This window comes from Glutamicibacter sp. MCAF14 (genome assembly GCF_052114325.1).
Classification (GTDB): domain Bacteria; phylum Actinomycetota; class Actinomycetes; order Actinomycetales; family Micrococcaceae; genus Glutamicibacter; species Glutamicibacter arilaitensis.
The window spans coordinates 80213-98424 of the sequence record NZ_JBFREO010000004.1; the positions used below are offsets into that span (position 1 = coordinate 80213).

Annotated in this window: 21 protein-coding genes; 16 read left to right on the top strand and 5 right to left on the bottom strand. The window is 60.6% G+C overall.

What is annotated here, in order from left to right:
* Window positions 1-21: 21 nt before the first annotated feature.
* The 15 genes from prfA to AB4Y71_RS07905 all read left to right on the top strand — a co-directional run bounded on the left by prfA (window position 22) and on the right by AB4Y71_RS07905 (window position 13281).
* Window positions 22-1086, top strand: a complete 1065-nt coding sequence (gene prfA, locus AB4Y71_RS07835) for a peptide chain release factor 1 (protein ID WP_441719344.1) — start codon at window positions 22-24, stop codon at window positions 1084-1086.
* 7 nt (window positions 1087-1093) lie between these two features.
* Window positions 1094-1951: a peptide chain release factor N(5)-glutamine methyltransferase gene (prmC, locus tag AB4Y71_RS07840; RefSeq protein WP_013348616.1), complete on the top strand. Its 858-nt coding sequence runs from the start codon at window positions 1094-1096 to the stop codon at window positions 1949-1951.
* Between the two features lie 34 nt (window positions 1952-1985).
* Window positions 1986-2669, top strand: coding sequence for an L-threonylcarbamoyladenylate synthase (locus tag AB4Y71_RS07845; RefSeq protein WP_134780473.1), 684 nt, complete (start codon window positions 1986-1988; stop codon window positions 2667-2669).
* The gene (locus AB4Y71_RS07850) at window positions 2666-3787 is read left to right on the top strand and encodes an MraY family glycosyltransferase (protein WP_441719347.1); all 1122 of its coding nucleotides are present in this window, start codon (window positions 2666-2668) and stop codon (window positions 3785-3787) included. The genes AB4Y71_RS07845 and AB4Y71_RS07850 overlap by 4 nt, the downstream gene beginning before the upstream one ends.
* A gap of 169 nt (window positions 3788-3956) precedes the next feature.
* The gene (locus AB4Y71_RS07855) at window positions 3957-4391 is read left to right on the top strand and encodes a hypothetical protein (protein WP_013348619.1); all 435 of its coding nucleotides are present in this window, start codon (window positions 3957-3959) and stop codon (window positions 4389-4391) included.
* A 286-nt stretch (window positions 4392-4677) separates the two neighbouring features.
* Complete coding sequence (atpB, locus tag AB4Y71_RS07860) at window positions 4678-5469, top strand: F0F1 ATP synthase subunit A (RefSeq protein WP_417364752.1); 792 nt, start codon at window positions 4678-4680, stop codon at window positions 5467-5469.
* 107 nt (window positions 5470-5576) lie between these two features.
* Window positions 5577-5789 (top strand): ATP synthase subunit C, encoded by a 213-nt coding sequence (locus AB4Y71_RS07865; protein WP_013348621.1) that lies wholly within the window; start codon window positions 5577-5579, stop codon window positions 5787-5789.
* An 80-nt stretch (window positions 5790-5869) separates the two neighbouring features.
* Complete coding sequence (locus tag AB4Y71_RS07870; RefSeq protein WP_013348622.1) at window positions 5870-6424, top strand: F0F1 ATP synthase subunit B; 555 nt, start codon at window positions 5870-5872, stop codon at window positions 6422-6424.
* Window positions 6424-7236, top strand: a complete 813-nt coding sequence (locus AB4Y71_RS07875) for a F0F1 ATP synthase subunit delta (protein ID WP_013348623.1) — start codon at window positions 6424-6426, stop codon at window positions 7234-7236. The genes AB4Y71_RS07870 and AB4Y71_RS07875 overlap by 1 nt, the downstream gene beginning before the upstream one ends.
* A gap of 126 nt (window positions 7237-7362) precedes the next feature.
* Window positions 7363-9000 (top strand): F0F1 ATP synthase subunit alpha, encoded by a 1638-nt coding sequence (atpA, locus tag AB4Y71_RS07880; RefSeq protein ID WP_013348624.1) that lies wholly within the window; start codon window positions 7363-7365, stop codon window positions 8998-9000.
* 75 nt (window positions 9001-9075) lie between these two features.
* Window positions 9076-9969 carry a F0F1 ATP synthase subunit gamma gene (locus tag AB4Y71_RS07885; protein WP_013348625.1) on the top strand — a complete coding sequence of 298 codons (894 nt, stop codon included), beginning with the start codon at window positions 9076-9078 and terminating at the stop codon, window positions 9967-9969.
* A 36-nt stretch (window positions 9970-10005) separates the two neighbouring features.
* On the top strand, window positions 10006-11451 hold the full coding sequence (gene atpD / locus AB4Y71_RS07890) for a F0F1 ATP synthase subunit beta (protein ID WP_013348626.1): 1446 nt from the start codon (window positions 10006-10008) through the stop codon (window positions 11449-11451).
* 2 nt (window positions 11452-11453) lie between these two features.
* Window positions 11454-11723, top strand: a complete 270-nt coding sequence (locus tag AB4Y71_RS07895; RefSeq protein WP_013348627.1) for a F0F1 ATP synthase subunit epsilon — start codon at window positions 11454-11456, stop codon at window positions 11721-11723.
* 8 nt (window positions 11724-11731) lie between these two features.
* The gene (locus AB4Y71_RS07900) at window positions 11732-12160 is read left to right on the top strand and encodes a DUF2550 domain-containing protein (RefSeq protein ID WP_013348628.1); all 429 of its coding nucleotides are present in this window, start codon (window positions 11732-11734) and stop codon (window positions 12158-12160) included.
* Between the two features lie 338 nt (window positions 12161-12498).
* The gene (locus AB4Y71_RS07905; protein ID WP_441719350.1) at window positions 12499-13281 is read left to right on the top strand and encodes an NAD-dependent epimerase/dehydratase family protein; all 783 of its coding nucleotides are present in this window, start codon (window positions 12499-12501) and stop codon (window positions 13279-13281) included.
* Here AB4Y71_RS07905 and nagA read toward each other — a convergent pair.
* The 4 genes from nagA to nucS all read right to left on the bottom strand — a co-directional run bounded on the left by nagA (window position 13278) and on the right by nucS (window position 16280).
* Complete coding sequence (nagA, locus tag AB4Y71_RS07910) at window positions 13278-14495, bottom strand: N-acetylglucosamine-6-phosphate deacetylase (protein ID WP_441719353.1); 1218 nt, start codon at window positions 14493-14495, stop codon at window positions 13278-13280. The two genes, AB4Y71_RS07905 and nagA, sit on opposite strands and share 4 nt — an antisense overlap.
* A gap of 179 nt (window positions 14496-14674) precedes the next feature.
* Window positions 14675-15262 carry a DUF4126 domain-containing protein gene (locus AB4Y71_RS07915; RefSeq protein ID WP_441720566.1) on the bottom strand — a complete coding sequence of 196 codons (588 nt, stop codon included), beginning with the start codon at window positions 15260-15262 and terminating at the stop codon, window positions 14675-14677.
* Between the two features lie 3 nt (window positions 15263-15265).
* Complete coding sequence (locus AB4Y71_RS07920; protein ID WP_441719355.1) at window positions 15266-15421, bottom strand: hypothetical protein; 156 nt, start codon at window positions 15419-15421, stop codon at window positions 15266-15268.
* Between the two features lie 163 nt (window positions 15422-15584).
* Entirely contained in the window at window positions 15585-16280 is a 696-nt protein-coding gene (nucS, locus tag AB4Y71_RS07925; protein WP_134780468.1) for an endonuclease NucS, read from the bottom strand.
* Between the two features lie 47 nt (window positions 16281-16327).
* Here nucS and AB4Y71_RS07930 point away from each other — a divergent pair, with 47 nt between their 5' ends.
* The gene (locus tag AB4Y71_RS07930; RefSeq protein ID WP_441719357.1) at window positions 16328-16711 is read left to right on the top strand and encodes a hypothetical protein; all 384 of its coding nucleotides are present in this window, start codon (window positions 16328-16330) and stop codon (window positions 16709-16711) included.
* Between the two features lie 22 nt (window positions 16712-16733).
* Here the strand turns inward: AB4Y71_RS07930 and AB4Y71_RS07935 are convergent, their stop codons facing one another.
* Complete coding sequence (locus AB4Y71_RS07935; protein WP_441719360.1) at window positions 16734-18104, bottom strand: AI-2E family transporter; 1371 nt, start codon at window positions 18102-18104, stop codon at window positions 16734-16736.
* Window positions 18105-18212 lie beyond the last annotated feature (108 nt).

Genomic DNA, 18212 nt, shown 5'->3' on the forward strand with positions numbered 1-18212 from the left:
CCGCCATGGCGTCCCGCCCCCATGCCCAAGTCGCTACTAGAAGAGCATGCCGCCATCCAGGCGCAGCTCTCGGATCCAGCGGTGTACGCCGACCAGGCGCTGGCCCGCAAGCTCGGCCGCCGCTCGGCACAGCTGAACGGCATCGTCGAAGCCTACAACAAGTGGAAGACCGCCACCGATGACCTGGAAGCAGCCCAGGAAATGGCTGATGAAGATCCAGACTTCGCTGAAGAGGTGCAAGCCCTCACCGAGGAACTGCCGCAGCTCGAAGAGAAGCTGCGCCGCCTGCTGATCCCACGCGATGAGAACGACGGCCGCAACGTGATCCTTGAAGTCAAGGGCGGCGAAGGCGGCGACGAAGCGGCACTGTTCGCAGCGGACCTGCTGCGCATGTACACCCGCTTCGCCGAGCACAAGGGCTGGAAGGTGGAGATGATCTCCTTCAACGAGTCCGACCTCGGCGGCTACAAGGACGCCCAGGTGGCCATCAAGGGCAATTCGAACGACCCAGCAGAAGGCGTCTATGCCCAGCTGAAGTTCGAAGGCGGCGTGCACCGCGTGCAGCGCGTGCCGGTCACCGAATCCCAGGGCCGTATCCACACCTCGGCTGCCGGCGTGCTGGTGCTGCCCGAAGTTGATGAGCCAGAAGAAGTCGATATCCACCAGAATGACCTGAAGATCGACGTCTACCGTTCCTCGGGTCCTGGCGGCCAGTCGGTGAACACCACCGACTCCGCAGTGCGCATTACCCACCTGCCTACCGGCATCGTGGTGGCCATGCAGAACGAGAAGTCGCAGATCCAGAACCGCGAAGCCGCCATGCGCGTGCTGCGTTCGCGCTTGCTGGCCCACCAGCAGGAGATCATCGACAAGGAGAACTCGGCCCAGCGTGCCAGCCAGATCCGCACCATGGACCGCTCCGAGCGCATCCGTACCTACAACTATCCGGAAAACCGCATTGCCGATCACCGTACCGGCTACAAGGCCTACAACCTTGACGCCGTGATGGACGGCGATCTGCAGCCGGTCGTTGAATCCTGCATCCAGATGGATGAGGAAGAGCGCTTAGCAGCGCTGGGCGAGTAATACCGCCTTGGAAGAACTAACTGCCGTACGCCGCCAGGCGATTGCGGCGCTGGCCGACGCCGGGGTGCCAAGCCCCGGCGTCGACGCAGATCTGCTGCTCTGCCATGTGCTGGGCATCAGCCGTTCGGAACTGAAGCTGCGGCAGATGCGCGGGGACGCTTTTGACCCGGCATACCGCCAGCAATTCACCGAGCTGGTGGCCGCCCGGCGCACCCGCATCCCGCTGCAGCACCTGACCGGGGTGGCGCACTTCCGCTACCTTGAGCTGAAGGTGGGCCCCGGGGTATTCATCCCGCGTCCGGAAACCGAAACCGTGGTGCAGCAGGGTATCGACTACTTGCATGCCCAAGGCATCGATAATCCGCGGTGCATCGACTTGTGCTCGGGCTCCGGGGCCATTGCCGCGGCCCTGGCCAGCGAAGTGCCAGGCTCCAGCGTGTGGGCTGTGGAACTCTCCGAGCAAGCCATTGGCTACACCCGGGCCAACTGCCAGCCGCACCAGGTCAATGTGCTGCACCAGGATGCTTCGCAGCTGCCGGCAGAACTGCATGGCACCATGGATCTGGTGATTTCCAATCCGCCGTATATTCCACCGAACGCGATTCCGCGGGAGGCCGAAGTACGCGAGCACGACCCGCAGATGGCGTTATACGGACTGGGGGAGGACGGGCTGCAGATTCCACGGGCCATCACCGCCCAGGCCATGGCGCTCTTGCGCCCTGGCGGGTACTACGTGATGGAACACGCCGAAGTGCAGCGCGAAAGCGCGGCAGCAATGCTGCGCGAGGCTGGTTTCACCCACGTTGCCGGCCATGAAGACCTTTCGGGGCGCGCCCGCGCCACATCTGGCTACGCGCCGCAATAACCAAATCACACTCAGTGCATGAAAGAATGATCCCGTGAGCACAACATTTTCGGTTAGCAACGAACAAGAACACGTTGACGGCATCGCCGCAGCCAAAGCCGCACTGGCAGAGAAGCGCTGCATCGTCTTGCCTACAGATACCGTTTACGGGATCGGCGCAGACGCGTTCAGCGCCCAGGGCGTAGCCATGCTGCTGGCGGCCAAGGGCCGCAATCGCACCATGCCTCCACCGGTGCTCATTGCCCAGAGCGCCACCATGGACGGCCTGGCTCGCGACATTCCCGACGAAGCACGCAAGCTCGCCGAAGCCTTCTGGCCCGGTGGGCTGACCCTGATCCTGCACGCCCAGCCTTCGCTGACCTGGGATCTGGGGGAGACCCGCGGCACCGTCGCCCTGCGCGTACCCAATGACGAGACCGCTTTGGAACTTCTGGGCCAGACCGGCCCGCTGGCCGTATCTTCGGCCAACCGCACCGGCAACCCGGCGGCACTGAACATAGAGCAGGCCCTGGAGCAGCTCGGGGATTCGGTGGATGTGTACCTCGATGGCGGCCCGCGCGGCGAAGAAGGCGATGACGTACTGCCATCGACCATCATCGATTGCACCGGCCAGCACCTTTCGGTGGTGCGCTCTGGCGCGATTTCCATTGAGGAACTGCGCGTGGTGGTTCCCGGCATTCTCGATCTGGGACAGGACGCACCGGAAACCAGCGCATGAGAACATACGTACTGCTCATCGCCTTCAGCTTTACGGTCTCCTTCCTGCTCACCCCGATTATCCGCACGCTGGGCAACCGCTTTACCGGCAACCAGCTGGTGCGTGAACGGGACCAGCACCAGAAGCCGATCGTCAAGTTCGGCGGGCTGGCGATTATCGCCGCTTTCGCCGCCGGGCTGTGGATGGCCAGCAACTTGCATTTCTTCCGCGGGGTGTTCGGCAATGACGAAGCCATCCGGGGGATCGCCTACGCACTGGGCGTCATCGTGGTCATGGGCTTGGCCGATGACATGCTTGATCTGAAATGGTGGATGAAGCTTGCCGGCCAGATCCTGATCGGCTGGCTGGCGGCAACCCATGGAATCATCATCAAATCCCTGCCTGTGGGCTCGTGGCAGATCGATGAACAATGGCTGCAGATTGTAGTGACGATTTTCTTGATCGTGTTGACCATGAACGCGATCAACTTCTCCGATGGCCTTGACGGATTGGCCGCGGGCCTGGCAGCCATCGGCGCGGCGACCTTCTTCGTCTACTCCTATGTACTGGCCACCCATGTCAGCGCGGATGACTACGCCAACATCGGCGCGCTGCTGTGCGCCCTGCTGCTCGGCGCCTGCTTGGGCTTCCTGCCGCATAACTTCAATCCGGCCAATATCTTCATGGGGGAGACCGGGGTGCTTGCCATCGGCATGATCCTCTCGGTGGCTGCCATTGCGGTCACCGGCGATGTGCAGGGCTTGGAAGCCCGCCGCTTCCGCAACATTCCGGCCTACATGCCGATGCTGCTGCCAATGGTCATTGTCTTCCTACCAGTTCTAGACCTTGTACTGTCGGTATTCCGCCGGTTGGCCAACAAACGCTCACCCTTTTCCCCGGACGCCAAGCACATCCACCACCGCATGCTGGCACAGGGCCACTCGGTGCGCCACTCGGTGATCCTGCTCTACCTGTGGGCTGCGGTGATTGCTGTCTCAGTAGTCTCGATTGCCTTCATCCCGGTAGTGCTGGTGGTGCCCACCGCTCTGTTGTTCTTCCTAGTGGCAGCAATAGCCACGTGGCGCCCCCTGGTGCTCAAGCGGGTCCAGGGCCTGCGCAAGCGGTTGGGCAATCATTAACCCGTTCGATAAGCGAAGTAACCCGCAAGCAATCTGTTTCTATCTCGTGTAGAATTCACTGTGGATCTTCTTCCGGCCGCTCTTTCGGGAACGGCGGGAAGTTTCAAGTTTCATCAGCATCGATGGGTGCACGATGGTACCTCGGTGTTGACGAAGAAAGGTTGCGGACGTGAATTCTGGTTCTGCCCGCGTCAGTGCTTCGTCAGCTCCGAAATCCATCTGGTTGCCGATTCTTGGGTTGTCACTGGTGTATTCGGCGATCGCTACCGCCATATTTTTCCTGATTTCATGGCTGGTTGCAGATCTTCGCTACGCGCTTTCTGGTGCGCTGGCTGCCGGAATTGTCATTGGCTTTTTCGCAATCGGTATCCTCATCGCCGAAGCTGCTGGGCGAATTCGCCACTCGTGGGCCATGCCTGCGTTCTTGGGTGTCTTTGTCATCAAGGTTTTTGGCATTGCCTTCGTGTTGTTGAACCTGGGATTGCCCGGATGGGTTAATCGCCAGGGATTCGTTCTTGCAGCAGCAATCTCTCTCGTTGCCTGGCAGGTTGGTGAGGTACGGGCTTTCATGAAGGCTCGTCTCGCTATCTACAACGAGGAATAGAGTGTTCCATCCGACAATTGTGTCGGTGGGGTGCTGTGAGTTTGATAAGCTTACTTCGGGTCATTTTTGGCCGTCCGCTTACCTGCGGGCGGAATATGCAATATGCATCCGCGGGGTAACCCGCAGATGGACCTTCATCAGGGTTGATGCCTCCGGCTGAAACCATGATGGGATCCCCGTTTGATCTTTTCTTCACACGGTGAGAGGCAGTTACCGCCAGTCACCGCCTTTTGCCCGTGACCGTTACTGCAGAGAGGACAGCGCGTTGTTCGCGTTTGCGCTCCCAATGGCCTCAGAAGAAGGCGGCTTCGTCCCGCCATCCGTGTCCGATACCCACCTCCCGGATATTTTCCCGTGGATGGCTGAGTACGGTTCGGGTTTCGGCAAGCAGATGCTCATGATCGTTTTGTCGATCGTGCTTATCACTTGGTTCTTCACTAAGGCCATTAAGAACCCGAAGTTGGTTCCAGGCAAGATGCAGTACATCGCTGAGTCCGGTTACGCGTTTGTACGTAACGGAATTGGCCGCGACATCATCGGCGAGAAGAACTTCCGTCCTTGGATTCCTCTGCTGTTCGCGACCTTCTTCTTCGTACTGCTGAACAACCTTTTCGGCGCGATTCCGTTCCTGCAGCTTCCATCGTTCTCACACGCTGGTTCTGCATACGCGATGGCTATCATCATCTACGGCACCTGGATTGCTGTAGGCCTTAAGAACCACGGTATTCGCTACTTCAAGTTGGCCGTCGTTCCGTCCGGAGTTCCGGGCTGGATCATGCCACTGATGATTCCGTTGGAAATCATTTCTAACTTCATCGTTCGCCCGCTGACGCACTCGCTGCGTTTGATGGCAACGATGCTGGCCGGTCACATGATCGTGATGCTGGCAGCTGCCGGCGCTCGTCACCTGATCGTTGTTCAGGACTCCTTGGCAATGAACGGCCTTGGCATCCTGGTCATCGTTGGCTCGGTCGCTATGTACTTCCTGGAACTTCTGATCATGGTTTTGCAGGCGTTTGTTTTCGCCCTGCTGACCGCGATTTACCTCCAGGGTGCAATTGAAGCCGACGCCCACTAGGCCAACTCTTCTTTTCTTCCAACCCACAAAGATCTTCCTTGAGTCGCTCAAGGAATACCTCACAACCTACCGGCAAAAGCGCGGTATCTTGAAAGGAACATAATCACATGTTGCACGGCTCCCTGAATATGATCGGCTACGGCCTGGCTGCTATCGGTTCGGCTATCGGCGTTGGCTTGATCTTCGCTGCCTACATCAACGGTGTTGCACGTCAGCCTGAGGCTCAGCGCATCCTGCAGCCAATCGCCATGCTTGGCTTCGCACTTGCTGAAGCACTGGCCATCCTGGGCCTGGTCTTCGCTTTCGTCATCGGCGCCTAGTCTTTTCGCAACTGTAGTGGCCTCGCCACTATCGCGAGGCGTACACACAAGCGGAAACTAGTAGATAAGGAATAGTGAGAATGAACAGCACTGATTTCATCCTCGCTGCGAGCGAATCGGTCAACCCGCTGTTGCCGAACCCGTGGGAAATTCTCGTCACGGGTGTTGGTTTCGCGGTCCTTCTGTTCATCGTCATCAAGGTAATTGCTCCGAAGTTCGAGCAGTCCTATGAAGATCGCGTCACCGCGATCGAAGGTGGCCTGGAGAAGGCTGAAGCAGCGCAGAAGGAAGCAGAGGAGACCTTGGCTCAGTACAAGGCCCAGCTTCTGGAAGCACGCACCGAAGCAAACCGCATCCGTGAGGAAGCTCGTAGCGAAGGTGCTCAGATCCTCGCAGATCTGAAGACCAAGGCAACCGATGAGGCAGCTCGTATCACCGAGCAGTCGCACCGTCAGATCGAAGCAGAGCGCGTTTCGGCTCTGGCTTCGCTCCGCACCGACGTGGGCGCATTGGCTACCGAGCTTGCAAGCAAGGTTGTTGACGAAGCTCTGCAGGACGATGCCCGTGCCCAGCGCGTGGTTGACAAGTTCCTGACCGATTTGGAAGCTCAGCAGAACGCAGGTGCATCGAACTAATGGCAAGTGTATCGAGCGAGTCACTAGCAAAGGCTTTGGCGTTCCTGGAACCCAAGCTGGCACTGGCATCTATTGAGCTGCCTAAGGAACTGTTCGCGGTCCTGGAAGTACTGGATGCAAATGCCGGTCTTCGCCGCGCATTGACTGACCCAGCCCGTGATGCTGCCGAAAAGGCAGGCCTCTTGGCCCAGCTGCTGCACGGAAAGGTCTCGGCTGACGCTGAGGACACCGTTGCCCAGCTGGCTTCTACCCGTTGGAGCTCGGAACGCGACATTAGCGATGCGCTCGAAACGCTGGCTGTCACTGCGGTTACCGCAGTGGCTGAGCAGCAGGACGGCGCTTCGGGGCTGAACAAGCTGGAGCAGGATCTGTTCTCCTTCATCGAGGTAGTTCGTGGCAACCACGAACTGCAGCGTGCGTTGGATGATGCACAGGCCCCAGTCGAGGCAAAGCGCGCTCTCGCGCTGAAGCTCGTGCCTAACGCGTCGCAGACCTCTCAGGTATTGATCTCGCAGGCAGTTTCGAACCCTCGTGGTTTGAAGCCAGCAGCTTTGCTGGAACGCTTCGTGGAGCTCGTGGCCAAGCGCCAGCAGCGCTGGATCGCTTCGGTGACCAGCTCTGTAGAGCTTTCGGCGACTCAGCTTTCGCGCCTGGAGACCAGCCTGAACAAGCTTTACGGTCGTCAGCTCAAGCTCAACGCCACTATCGACCCATCGCTGGTCGGTGGACTGGTAGTCAAGGTTGGCGACGAAGTTGTCGACGCTTCCGTGGCATCGCGCGTGGCAGATTTGCGCCGCGCCTTGGCCAGCTAGGACTCATTAGGCGAAGGAGCAATCCTTTACCTGGTGTTCCTGGCTGCCAGGACCACAACAGACTTCATTCACATTCGATTCGGTGTTTTAGAACCGGATCACAATTTAGGAGAGCAGGGACTGCAGATGGCCGATTTGACCATCAATGCCAACGACGTCCGTAATGCCCTAAACGAGTTCGCATCTTCCTACGAACCGGGTAAGGCAGAGCGCACCGAGGTGGGACGCGTCGTCGCCGCGAGCGACGGCATCGCCAGAGTGGAAGGCCTTCCTTCCGTCATGGCAAACGAGTTGCTGAAGTTCGAAGATGGCACCCTGGGCCTTGCCCAGAACCTCGATACCCGCGAAATCGGTGTCGTTGTGCTTGGTGACTTCACCGGCATCGAAGCTGGCCAGAAGGTCGAGCGCACCGGCGAGATCCTTTCGGTTCCAGTTGGCGACGGCTACCTCGGCCGCGTGGTTGACCCATTGGGCGAGCCACTGGACAACCTGGGCCCAATCGCTTCCGAGGGCCGCCGCGCCCTGGAGCTTCAGGCACCAGGCGTTACCCAGCGCAAGAGCGTGCACGAGCCAATGCAGACCGGTCTGAAGGCTATCGACGCCATGATCCCGATCGGCCGTGGCCAGCGTCAGCTGATCATTGGTGACCGCCAGACCGGTAAGACCGCTATCGCGGTTGACACCATTCTGAACCAGCGCGCCAACTGGGAATCCGGCGACCAGACCAAGCAGGTTCGCTGCGTCTACGTGGCAATTGGCCAGAAGGCATCGACCATCGCTGCCGTACGCCAGACCCTCGAAGAGCAGGGTGCACTGGAATACACCACCATCGTGGCTTCCCCCGCATCTGACCCAGCAGGCTTCAAGTACTTGGCACCATACGCAGGCTCGGCCATCGGCCAGCACTGGATGTACGGTGGCAAGCACGTTCTGATCGTCTTTGATGATCTGTCGAAGCAGGCTGAAGCCTACCGTGCCGTGTCCCTGCTGCTGCGCCGTCCGCCAGGACGCGAAGCTTACCCAGGTGACGTCTTCTACCTGCACTCCCGCCTGCTTGAGCGTTGCGCCAAGCTGTCGGACGAGTTGGGTGCAGGTTCGATGACTGGTCTGCCAATCATCGAAACCAAGGCCAACGACGTGGGCGCGTTCATCCCGACCAACGTCATCTCGATCACCGACGGCCAGATCTTCTTGCAGTCGGACCTGTTCAACGCCAACCAGCGTCCAGCAGTCGACGTGGGTATCTCCGTATCCCGCGTTGGCGGCTCGGCTCAGGTCAAGGCCATGAAGAAGGTCTCCGGTACTTTGAAGCTTGAATTGGCTCAGTACCGCGACATGCAGGCATTCGCGATGTTCGCTTCGGACCTGGATGCTGCTTCCAAGCAGCAGCTGACCCGTGGTGCACGCCTGATGGAACTGCTCAAGCAGGGCCAGTACACCCCATACCCAGTCGAAGACCAGGTCGTTTCGATCTGGGCCGGCACCAACGGTTACCTGGACGATGTCCCGGTTGAGGATGTACGCCGCTTCGAGGGCGAGTTCATCGACTACCTGCGCCACCGCACCGACGTGCTGACCGTGATCGGCCAGACCGGCAAGCTGGAGAACGAGACTCTGGAAGCCATGAAGACCGCTGTTGCGGACTTCAAGGCCGGCTTCTTCGGCGAAGGTGACGACAAGCTTGTCGCCGCCGGACACGAAGAGCACGACGCTCTCGATTCCGAGTCCGTTGACCAGGAACAGATCGTCAAGCAGAAGCGCTGACAATTTCCTTACGAGGGGGAGCGGCGCCGGTAACGGCGCCGCCCTCCCGAAGTAGGGGATAAGGAAAGGACACACATGGGAGCCCAGATTCGGGTCTACCGCCAGAAGATCGGATCGACCAAGTCGATGCGTAAGATCTTCAAGGCGATGGAACTGATCGCTGCATCCCGCATTGGTAAGGCACGTACGCGTGTCTCGGCCTCGTTGCCGTATGCCAATGCGATTACCCGTGCAGTAACCGCCGTCGCGTCCCAGGCCGATGTCGAGCATCCACTGACCACCGAGCCGGCGCAGGTTCGCCGCGCCGCGGTCTTGGTGATGACTTCGGACCGAGGACTTGCCGGGTCCTACTCCGCCAGCGTTCTGAAGCAGGCAGAGCACCTCGTGGAACTCCTGCGTGAAGAAGGCAAGGAAGTCAAGACCTACTTGGTCGGCCGCAAGGCCCAGGCTTACTTTGATTTCCGTTCACGCGAGTACGCACGAGTTTGGACCGGGGAAACTGATTCCCCGCGTTTCGAAACCGCACGCGAGCTGCGCGACGTTCTCCTTGAGGACTTCGACACCGACTTCGAGCAGGGTGGCGTGGATGAAATCCACGTCGTCTACACCCAGTTCAAGTCGATGGTCACGCAGGAACCGACGGTCATCCGTCTGTTGCCGTTGGAGGTTGTCGAGGATGAATCCGAGACGCCAACCGACGAGCTATTGCCACTGTACGAGTTTGAGCCATCGCCGGAAGAAGTGCTTGATTCACTGCTCCCGCGCTACATCGATTCTCGACTGTTCAACTGCCAGTTGCAGTCCGCAGCTTCCGAGCTCGCTGCACGTCAGCGCGCTATGAAGGCTGCAGGCGACAACGCTGGTGAACTGATCAAGAAGTACACCCGATTGCTCAACAATGCCCGTCAGGCTGAAATCACCCAGGAGCTTTCGGAAATTATCGCCGGCGCAGACGCGCTGAACAGCTAATTTACGAAGACTCCGACCAGACAAGAAGTGAGAAAGATGACTGCCCAACTCAACGAGCAGGTTACCGCAGGGGCCATCGGTCGCATTGCGCGCGTGACTGGCCCGGTCGTGGACGTCGAGTTCCCAGCCGACGCACTGCCTGCTATCTACAATGCACTGACCGCTGAGCTGACCCTCAACGGCGAAACCAAGAAGATCACCTTCGAGACCAGCCAGCACCTCGGTGAGGGCCTGGTCCGCGCGGTATCGCTGCAGGCCACCGACGGCCTGGTCCGCGGTGCCGAAGTACAGGACACCGGCGCTGCCATCTCCGTCCCAGTAGGCGACGGCGTCAAGGGCCACATCTTCAACGTGCTGGGCGATGCCCTGGACGTTGACAACTCGGAGATCCAGGTCACCGAGCGCTGGCCAATCCACCGCCAGCCACCTAAGTTCTCGGAGCTTGAGGGCTCGACCGAAATGCTGGAAACCGGCATCAAGTCGATCGACCTTCTGACCCCGTACATCAAGGGCGGCAAGATCGGCCTGTTCGGCGGCGCTGGCGTTGGCAAGACCGTGCTGATCCAGGAAATGATCACCCGTGTTGCACGTAACTTCGGTGGTACCTCGGTATTCGCCGGTGTGGGCGAGCGCACCCGTGAAGGCAACGACCTCTGGGTCGAAATGGACGAAGCAAACGTTCTGAAGGACACCGCCTTGGTGTTCGGCCAGATGGATGAGCCACCTGGAACTCGTTTGCGCGTTGCACTGTCGGCTCTGACCATGGCGGAATACTTCCGCGATGTGCAGAACCAGGACGTGCTGCTGTTCATCGACAACATCTTCCGCTTCACCCAGGCAGGTTCCGAGGTGTCGACCCTTCTGGGCCGCATGCCTTCGGCCGTGGGTTACCAGCCGAACTTGGCCGATGAAATGGGTCTGCTGCAGGAACGCATCACCTCGACGAAGGGCCGCTCGATTACCTCGATGCAGGCTGTTTACGTCCCGGCCGATGACTACACCGACCCGGCTCCAGCAGCAACCTTCGCCCACTTGGATGCAACCACCGAGCTGTCGCGTGAAATCGCGTCGCGCGGCCTGTACCCGGCGATTGACCCGCTGACCTCGACCTCGCGCATCCTGGATCCGCAGTACATCGGCCAGGATCACTACGATGTAGCCATCCGCGTGAAGGCTATCTTGCAGAAGAACAAGGAACTGCAGGACATCATCGCGATCCTGGGTATCGACGAACTGGGCGAAGAAGACAAGATTGTCGTTGCCCGCGCACGTCGTATCCAGCAGTTCCTGTCGCAGAACACCTACACCGCAAAGCAGTTCACCGGTGTCGAGGGCTCGACGGTGTCGATCAAGGACACCATCGAAGGCTTCAAGGCTATTTGCGATGGCGAATTGGACCACATTGCCGAGCAGGCGTTCTTCAACATCGGCGGTCTGGACGACGTCGAGCGCCAGTGGGCCGAAATCCAGAAGGCTAGCTAATCATGGCTGAGCTTCAGGTCGAAATCGTCGCGGCTGACCACTTCGTGTGGTCCGGCGCTGCGAAGCTGGTCAAGGCTCGTTCGGTGGACGGCGAGATCGGTGTACTGCCCGGTCACGTTCCGATGCTGTCCGTGCTTGCCGCTGGGGATCTGGAAATCGAACCGATTTCCGAGTCCCGCTTCTCGGTCCAGATCGATGGAGGCTTCTTCTCCGTGGATTCGGATCGCGTAGTGATCGTTGCTGACAACGCTGTGCTTGGTACCGCAGCGTAGGCGATGAATTGTTTGAGATAACCGCACCAGTTCTGATCGCGTTGCTGATCTTGATCGGCATCGCCATGTTCTTTGGCGCCATGGCCGTGCGCCGCATTCAATTGCGGCGCACGCTGGGCACCTTCGATGCGTCGATCCTTGCGCCTAACGGCAAATGGATCATGGCCATCGGCCGCTACGGCGGAGCGCATCTGGACCTGTTGCGGTTTTTCTCTGTTTCACCCATCCCCAGCTTCGTTATCGAACGCAGGGGACTGGACATCACCGGACGGCGCGAGCCGACCGATGAGGAAGCCTCGCGGATCCCGCCGGGCTTCATCATCGTGATGCTGGACCGGAACGGAGAAGAGCTGCTGCTGGCCATGGACTACCGTGACTACACCGGCTTCTCGGCCTGGCTGGAAGCCGGACCGATTGCCGGAAGCTGGCAGATCTAGAACTTGATAGGAGAAACCGCTGTTGCAGATGCAACGGCGGTTTTTTCATGCCCTGGCACCGGCTGCAGTGAGCAGCAATCCTGGGATGCGCTCTGTGCGAAACTGCTTGGCTTGCCTCCACGATGGCAGTTGACTGTATCCATGTTGCGGACACTAATCCTGGGCGGTACCGGCTGGCTCGGCTCTGAGCTGGCACAGCAATTGGTGAGGCAGGGCACGAGGTCACCGCGTTGGCCAGGGGAGTAGCCGGCACCGTACCGGACGGGGTGAGGCTGGTGCGCGCCGACAGGTCATGACCCGGCGCTTATGACACGGTATCCCGCAGTGAATGGGACGAGGTGATCGAGCTGTCCTATGAGCCTGCATTCGTCGAAGAAGCACTAGCTGCCCTGTCGGCACACGCCGCGCACTGGACCCTGGTCTCCACCGTCTCGGTGTATGCGAACCAGCAGCAGCCCGCTGCCAACGAGGACGCGGCCGTGCACGAGCCGAAGGATATGGGCGACTACGGCCAGGCCAAGGTGGCGGCCGAACGGACTAGCGAACGGGTGTTGGGCGAGCGGTTGCTGATTGCCCGCCCCGGACTGATTACCGGTCCCAAGGACCCAACCGATCGCTTCTCCTACTGGGTTTCGCGTCTGGCGCTGGCCGGCGCCGCACAGGTGCTCATCCCGGCGGTGCAAGGCAGGTATGTTCAGGTGATCGACGTGCGCGACGTTGCGGCATGGATTATCGATGCAGGACAGCGTGAACTGCAGGGTGTGGTCAATGTCGTGGGAACGCCCCGGCCGCTCGCTGATGTGCTGGATACCGCAGCACAGGTGGTAGGTTTTACCGGCGAGCTGGTGGCCGCCGAAGACCAGTGGCTGCAGGAGCACCAAGTCAGCTATTGGTCAGGAGAGCGTTCCCTGCCGCTGTGGCTTCCACGCGAAGATTTTGGTTTCTTGCAGCGCGGGAATCGGCGCTACAAGTCAGCTGCTGGCCCGGAACGGGACATGACGGACTTGCTGGCAGATATCCTGGCTGATGAACGGGCTCGCGCACTGGACCGCGAGCGGCGTGCTGGCCTGGACCGGGGGCAAGAACTGGAACTGCTGGCAGAGCTTGCCCGCCGGGGCTAGGCGTTCAAGAGATATTCGCCCTTGCGGATCGTCTGGACCAGCTGCAGGTCAGCGTCCAGGACCAGCGCATCGGCGGCGAATCCATAGTGCAGCGACCCTACCTCATCGGCCAGGCCGATCAGCGAGGCCGGGATGGCAGTAGCCGAGGTGACGGCCTGAACCGGTGAGACGCCGGCCTGCACAGCACGCTGGAGAACCTCAAGCAGCGTGCAGGTTCCTCCAGCCAGGGAATTGTCGCTGGCAAGCCGTGCCTGCCCCATGGCCACGTTCACTTCCTGCGGGCCGAGGGTGTATTGGCCATCAGCCAAGCCGGTAGCGGCCATGGAGTCGCTGACCAGCAAGATGTTCTCCGCGCCGACCAGGCGGTAGACCAAGCGCACGGTGTCAGGGGACAGATGGACCCCGTCTGCGATCAGTTCCACGAAGGCATTGCGGTTCACCGCCTCTTCCAGGCAGGCAGCTACCGGTCCGGGCTCGCGGTGGTGCAGGGGAGGCATGCCGTTGAACAGGTGGGTGACAGTGGGACGTTCGGTAAATCCATCCACTCCGGCGCTGCGCAGCTGCTCACGGGCAAAGCGCAGGGAATCTGCGGTGCACTGGGCGCTGGCGTTGGTGTGTCCCAGCGAGGGGACCACGCCCTGGGAGACGAGCTGTTCAATGAGCTCCTCGCTGCCGGCCAGCTCAGGAGCATAGGTCATGGTACGCAGCTGGCCGCGGCTGGCGGCTACCAGCTCGGAGACGAAATCGGGATCCGGGGCCTGCAGATAGCGCGGATCCTGGGCGCCGCAACGCGCTTCGGACAGGAACGGGCCCTCGGCATGGATGCCGGCGATCTGCCCTGCCTCGGCTAATTCGGCCAGCAGCTCTGCTGCTTCGATCATCGCGGTCGGCTCGGCGGTGACCAGCGAGGCGAGCAGGGTGGTAGTACCCGAGCGGTGCAGGTGGGCGATTGCCTTGGCAGCACTTGAATGATCTGGTGCCGAGAAATCGGCACCGAGTGCACCATGGCAGTGCAGGTCGATCAGGCCCGGAATAATGATGGAGCCGGGAGCCACCTCGCGCACCGGATACTGATCAGCATCGGCCAGGGCGTTGAAGTCATCGCGGTTGCCGGCAAAACGAATGCGGTCTCCGTCCACGGCGAGCACGCCATCGGTGACCTTGAGACCATCGGAGATGAGGGTTGCGTAAAGGGCGTAGCGCGTCGTAGTCATGTTCCCAGCTTAGAAGAGAGAACGCGTCCAGTCACCGGCTGGGGCCAATAATCTCTAAGCGGACTTGGCGGTTAGCGCGCGTTGGGTTCACCGTGCCCTTGGAAACAGCGCGGAACCGGTGTTCACGCCAAGGTGCACGGTCCGCAGATAGGTGCTGAGTACCGCCTTTGGGGCTCAGGCTAGCTGCTGGTTCCAGACGGTGGCTGCCGGGATGGATCAGCGCCGGCAGCCAAGCGCCGCAGCGTCTGGGTAGCACTATTCTTTTCACCGGCCTGCGCTTGCGCTTGGCGGGCAGCCTGAGCCGCCGCCTGATGTTCCTTCACGCTGCCGAATCTGTTCTTCATTGACCGGTAGACCTTGCGGAACATGCGGTAGAGGAAGAACCCGATCAGCACGGCGGCCAACCCGAGCACGGCAGCCAAGACCGGCAGCAGCACGGCTGCGAAGACGAGGATCAGTGCGCCGAAATCTTCGATGAGGCTGCGGATCCACTGGGTGATCGGTTCGGGCACGACATTGGTCGCTGCAGTGACCGAAGACTTGCCCAAGCTCACCGACAGTGCGGAGCCGGCCCCGAGCAGTCCGGTCAGGATGGCAACTTCCACGCCAGAATTTGCTCCCAGTCCAATGCCTACGAGGGCACCGAAAATGGGCCGCAGCCACACCGAGATGGATTCCATCGATAAATTCAAGAACGGAATCTTATCGACACCGGCCTCGCCGATCGCAAGCACCGCACAGATTCCCAGAACCCACGGGTTGGTGATGCTTTAAGGAATCTGCCTGGCCGCAGAGGAAATCATTTCCGGCGCAGTATCTGGAATCGCCAGTCCCGCGATACCCAGGGCCAAAACCGTGAAATAAGGACGCAGGCCCGCAGCTGAACCGCTGCCAATGGCCATGAGCGAAGCTGTCAGCGGATCCAATTGTCCTCCTGGGCGAAGTTGCTTGGTGCGCTGGCGCACCAAGCACAAGGGCTGGTGGAGAACAGATTAGCAGCTGGGACGGTAGTACGAGCCGGAACCAAGAGTGGCACGCGGCGCAGAATCCCAAAAGGTCGTGCTGCCGCGAGGGACAGCAAGTGAAAGCTTAGAAGAGGCGTCCGGCCGAGTCGTCCACGCCGCGCATGGCGTCGTAGTCCAGTGTCAGGCAACGGATTCCGCGGTCCTCAGCCAAGGTACGTGCCTGCGGCTTGATCTGCTGGGCGGCAAAAACACCGGTCACTGGCTTGAGCAGGGGATCGCGGTTCAGCAGTTCCAGGTAACGGGTTAGCTGTTCCACGCCATCGATGTCGCCGCGGCGCTTGAGCTCCACGGCCACGGTGGCCCCCTTGGCATCGCGAGCCAAGATGTCTACCGGGCCGATGGCGGTCATGTATTCGCGGCGGATCAACTGGTGCCCGGTGCCCAGCAGCTCGATCTGTTCGGCCAGCAGGCGCTGCAGGTCAGCTTCCACGCCGTCCTTGATCAAACCCGGGTCGACGCCCAGGATGTGGGCCGAGTCGTGCTCGAAGCTGTGGAAGTTGATGGTCAGCTTGTCATCGGTCTTCGCGCTGGACACAGTCCAGGTCGCGGTGGCGCCCATGGCTGCGGCATCCTCGCCTGGCTCGACCTCATGCAGGGTCAGCGGTGGATTCATCCAGTTCAGCGGCTTGTAGCTTCCGCCATCTGAGTGAATGAGAACCGAACCGTCGGCCTTGACCATGATCAAACGGGTCGCCAAGGGAAGGTGGGCTCGAAGACGGCCCTCGTAATCAACTGAACACTTTGCTACCACTAAACGCACCCCACACACTTTACTAGCTGGTTGCGACTTGTGCCGGGAGATACGGCATGATTAATGACATGCCACGTTCCAACCGCCCGCGCCGTTCCAATAACTCCCGTCCCGCCAAGGGGCGGAACCAAGGGGCAGGCTCCGGTTTCCGCGATGGCGGGCCGGATGACGGATCGGACCAGGAAGAGTGGATGCAGCGTGCCCGCTTCGGCGTGGTGCTTCGCCAGGACGCGCCCGATGGCCAATGGCATGTACGCAAGATTGCGCCGCTGAACGCCAATAAGACCTATACCTGCCCGGGCTGCCACCGTCCCATCGGCATCGGTGTGGCCCATGTGGTGGCTTGGCGGGCAGATCACTGGTCCGGCGATGACGCGGCAGCCAATGCGCGCCGCCACTGGCACCCGCACTGCTGGGACACCCGCTCCTACCGGTACTGAACGCTCACGCTATGTACGACTGCTAGCGGCGGTCCTGCCGTGCGACGAAGACTTCGTGCAGCAAGATCATGGCGCTGGCTGCGACCGGGATGGCCATCAGCGCGCCGGTAACCCCGGCCAGCGAGCCTCCGGCAATTACCGAGATCACGGCGACGGCGCCCGGTACTGCCACCGCGCGGCGCATGATGCGAGGCGAAACGAAGTACGCCTCGATCTGCAGGTAGCCGAAGTAGCAGATCGCATAAATCAAGGCGGTCTGCCAGCCCAAGGACAAGGTCACCAGGGTTACCAGCACCCCGGCGATGACTCCGCCGACCAGCGGGATGAAAGCCAGCAACGCCACCAGCAAGGTGAGCAGGGCGGTAAATGGAACGCCCAGGATGCTCATCAGGATCAAGGCCAGCAGGCAGTTCAGTATCGCCACCGTGGCTTGGCCCATCACGTAGTTGCCCACCGAACGGGTAATGCGCATGGTCAGCTCGGCGACGCGCTCGCGCTTGGAGCGCGGGGTCAGGCGCAGGGAGAAGCTCATCATGCCCGGCAGGGAAGCCAAGAAGTAAATGGCCAGCACCAGCACGATCAGCACGCCGAACATGGACTGGGCAACGGTCTGCGAGACACCCAGTACGCCGCCGAAGACATTGGTCACCGCGCCGGAATCGCCAAAGAAACGGTCGACTTCGGTCATGATGCGCTCGGAGACCGCATATTGCCGGTCAATTTCCACAACCCATTCGTTATTGAGGAAATCGTCGACGATTTCCGGAGCGCGGGTGATGAAGGCGGTGATCTGGTTGACCAGGGTAGGGATGATCAGGGCCATGAAGCCGCCGAAGATCGCCAGCAGGCTGACCATGGTTGCGGCCACGGCCAGCGGACGGGACAGGCCCCTGCGCATCAGGAAGCGCACAATCGGATCAAGGCCCAAGGCGATGAACAGCGCGATGGCAATCCAGGTCATCAGCGAACCGACATTGGTCAGCAGGTAGAAGCCGCCTAAGGCAATGCCCACACCGATGGTGCCCAAGAAGCCCATGGCGATTGGATGCAACGCCGGGATCGGTTCGGGGGAGCCTTCCAAGAGGGCGGCCGATTCCTCGCCGGGCGCTGGAGCGTGCTGGGGGTTATTGAGAATCTTGCCCACTTTACCGGCAATCTTCTTGGTCCATCCTTCGCGCACGTCGTCATTGGACGTGGAGGTGGAAGCTGGGGAGCGCGGGACCTGCGCAGCAGGAGAAGCTGGGCTCGCTGGCTGGGAATTTGCCTCCTGCGGCTGGGAATGCGCTGGGGATTCCTGCCCGGAAGCAGCTGGCTTGGCTGCGTGCTCCGAACCGTCCAAACTCTTCTCTGGCGCGTGCTTATTGCGATGCGGGCGCGGTTGATCTTGCTCCATGGGTCAGAGCATATCGCGCGGAGGTGACTATTAAGTGGTTCAAGACACTGTGGACTTCGGTTGTTGAGCCAGTTCACAGGCATGGAACGGAACCACGATTGGCTTGGA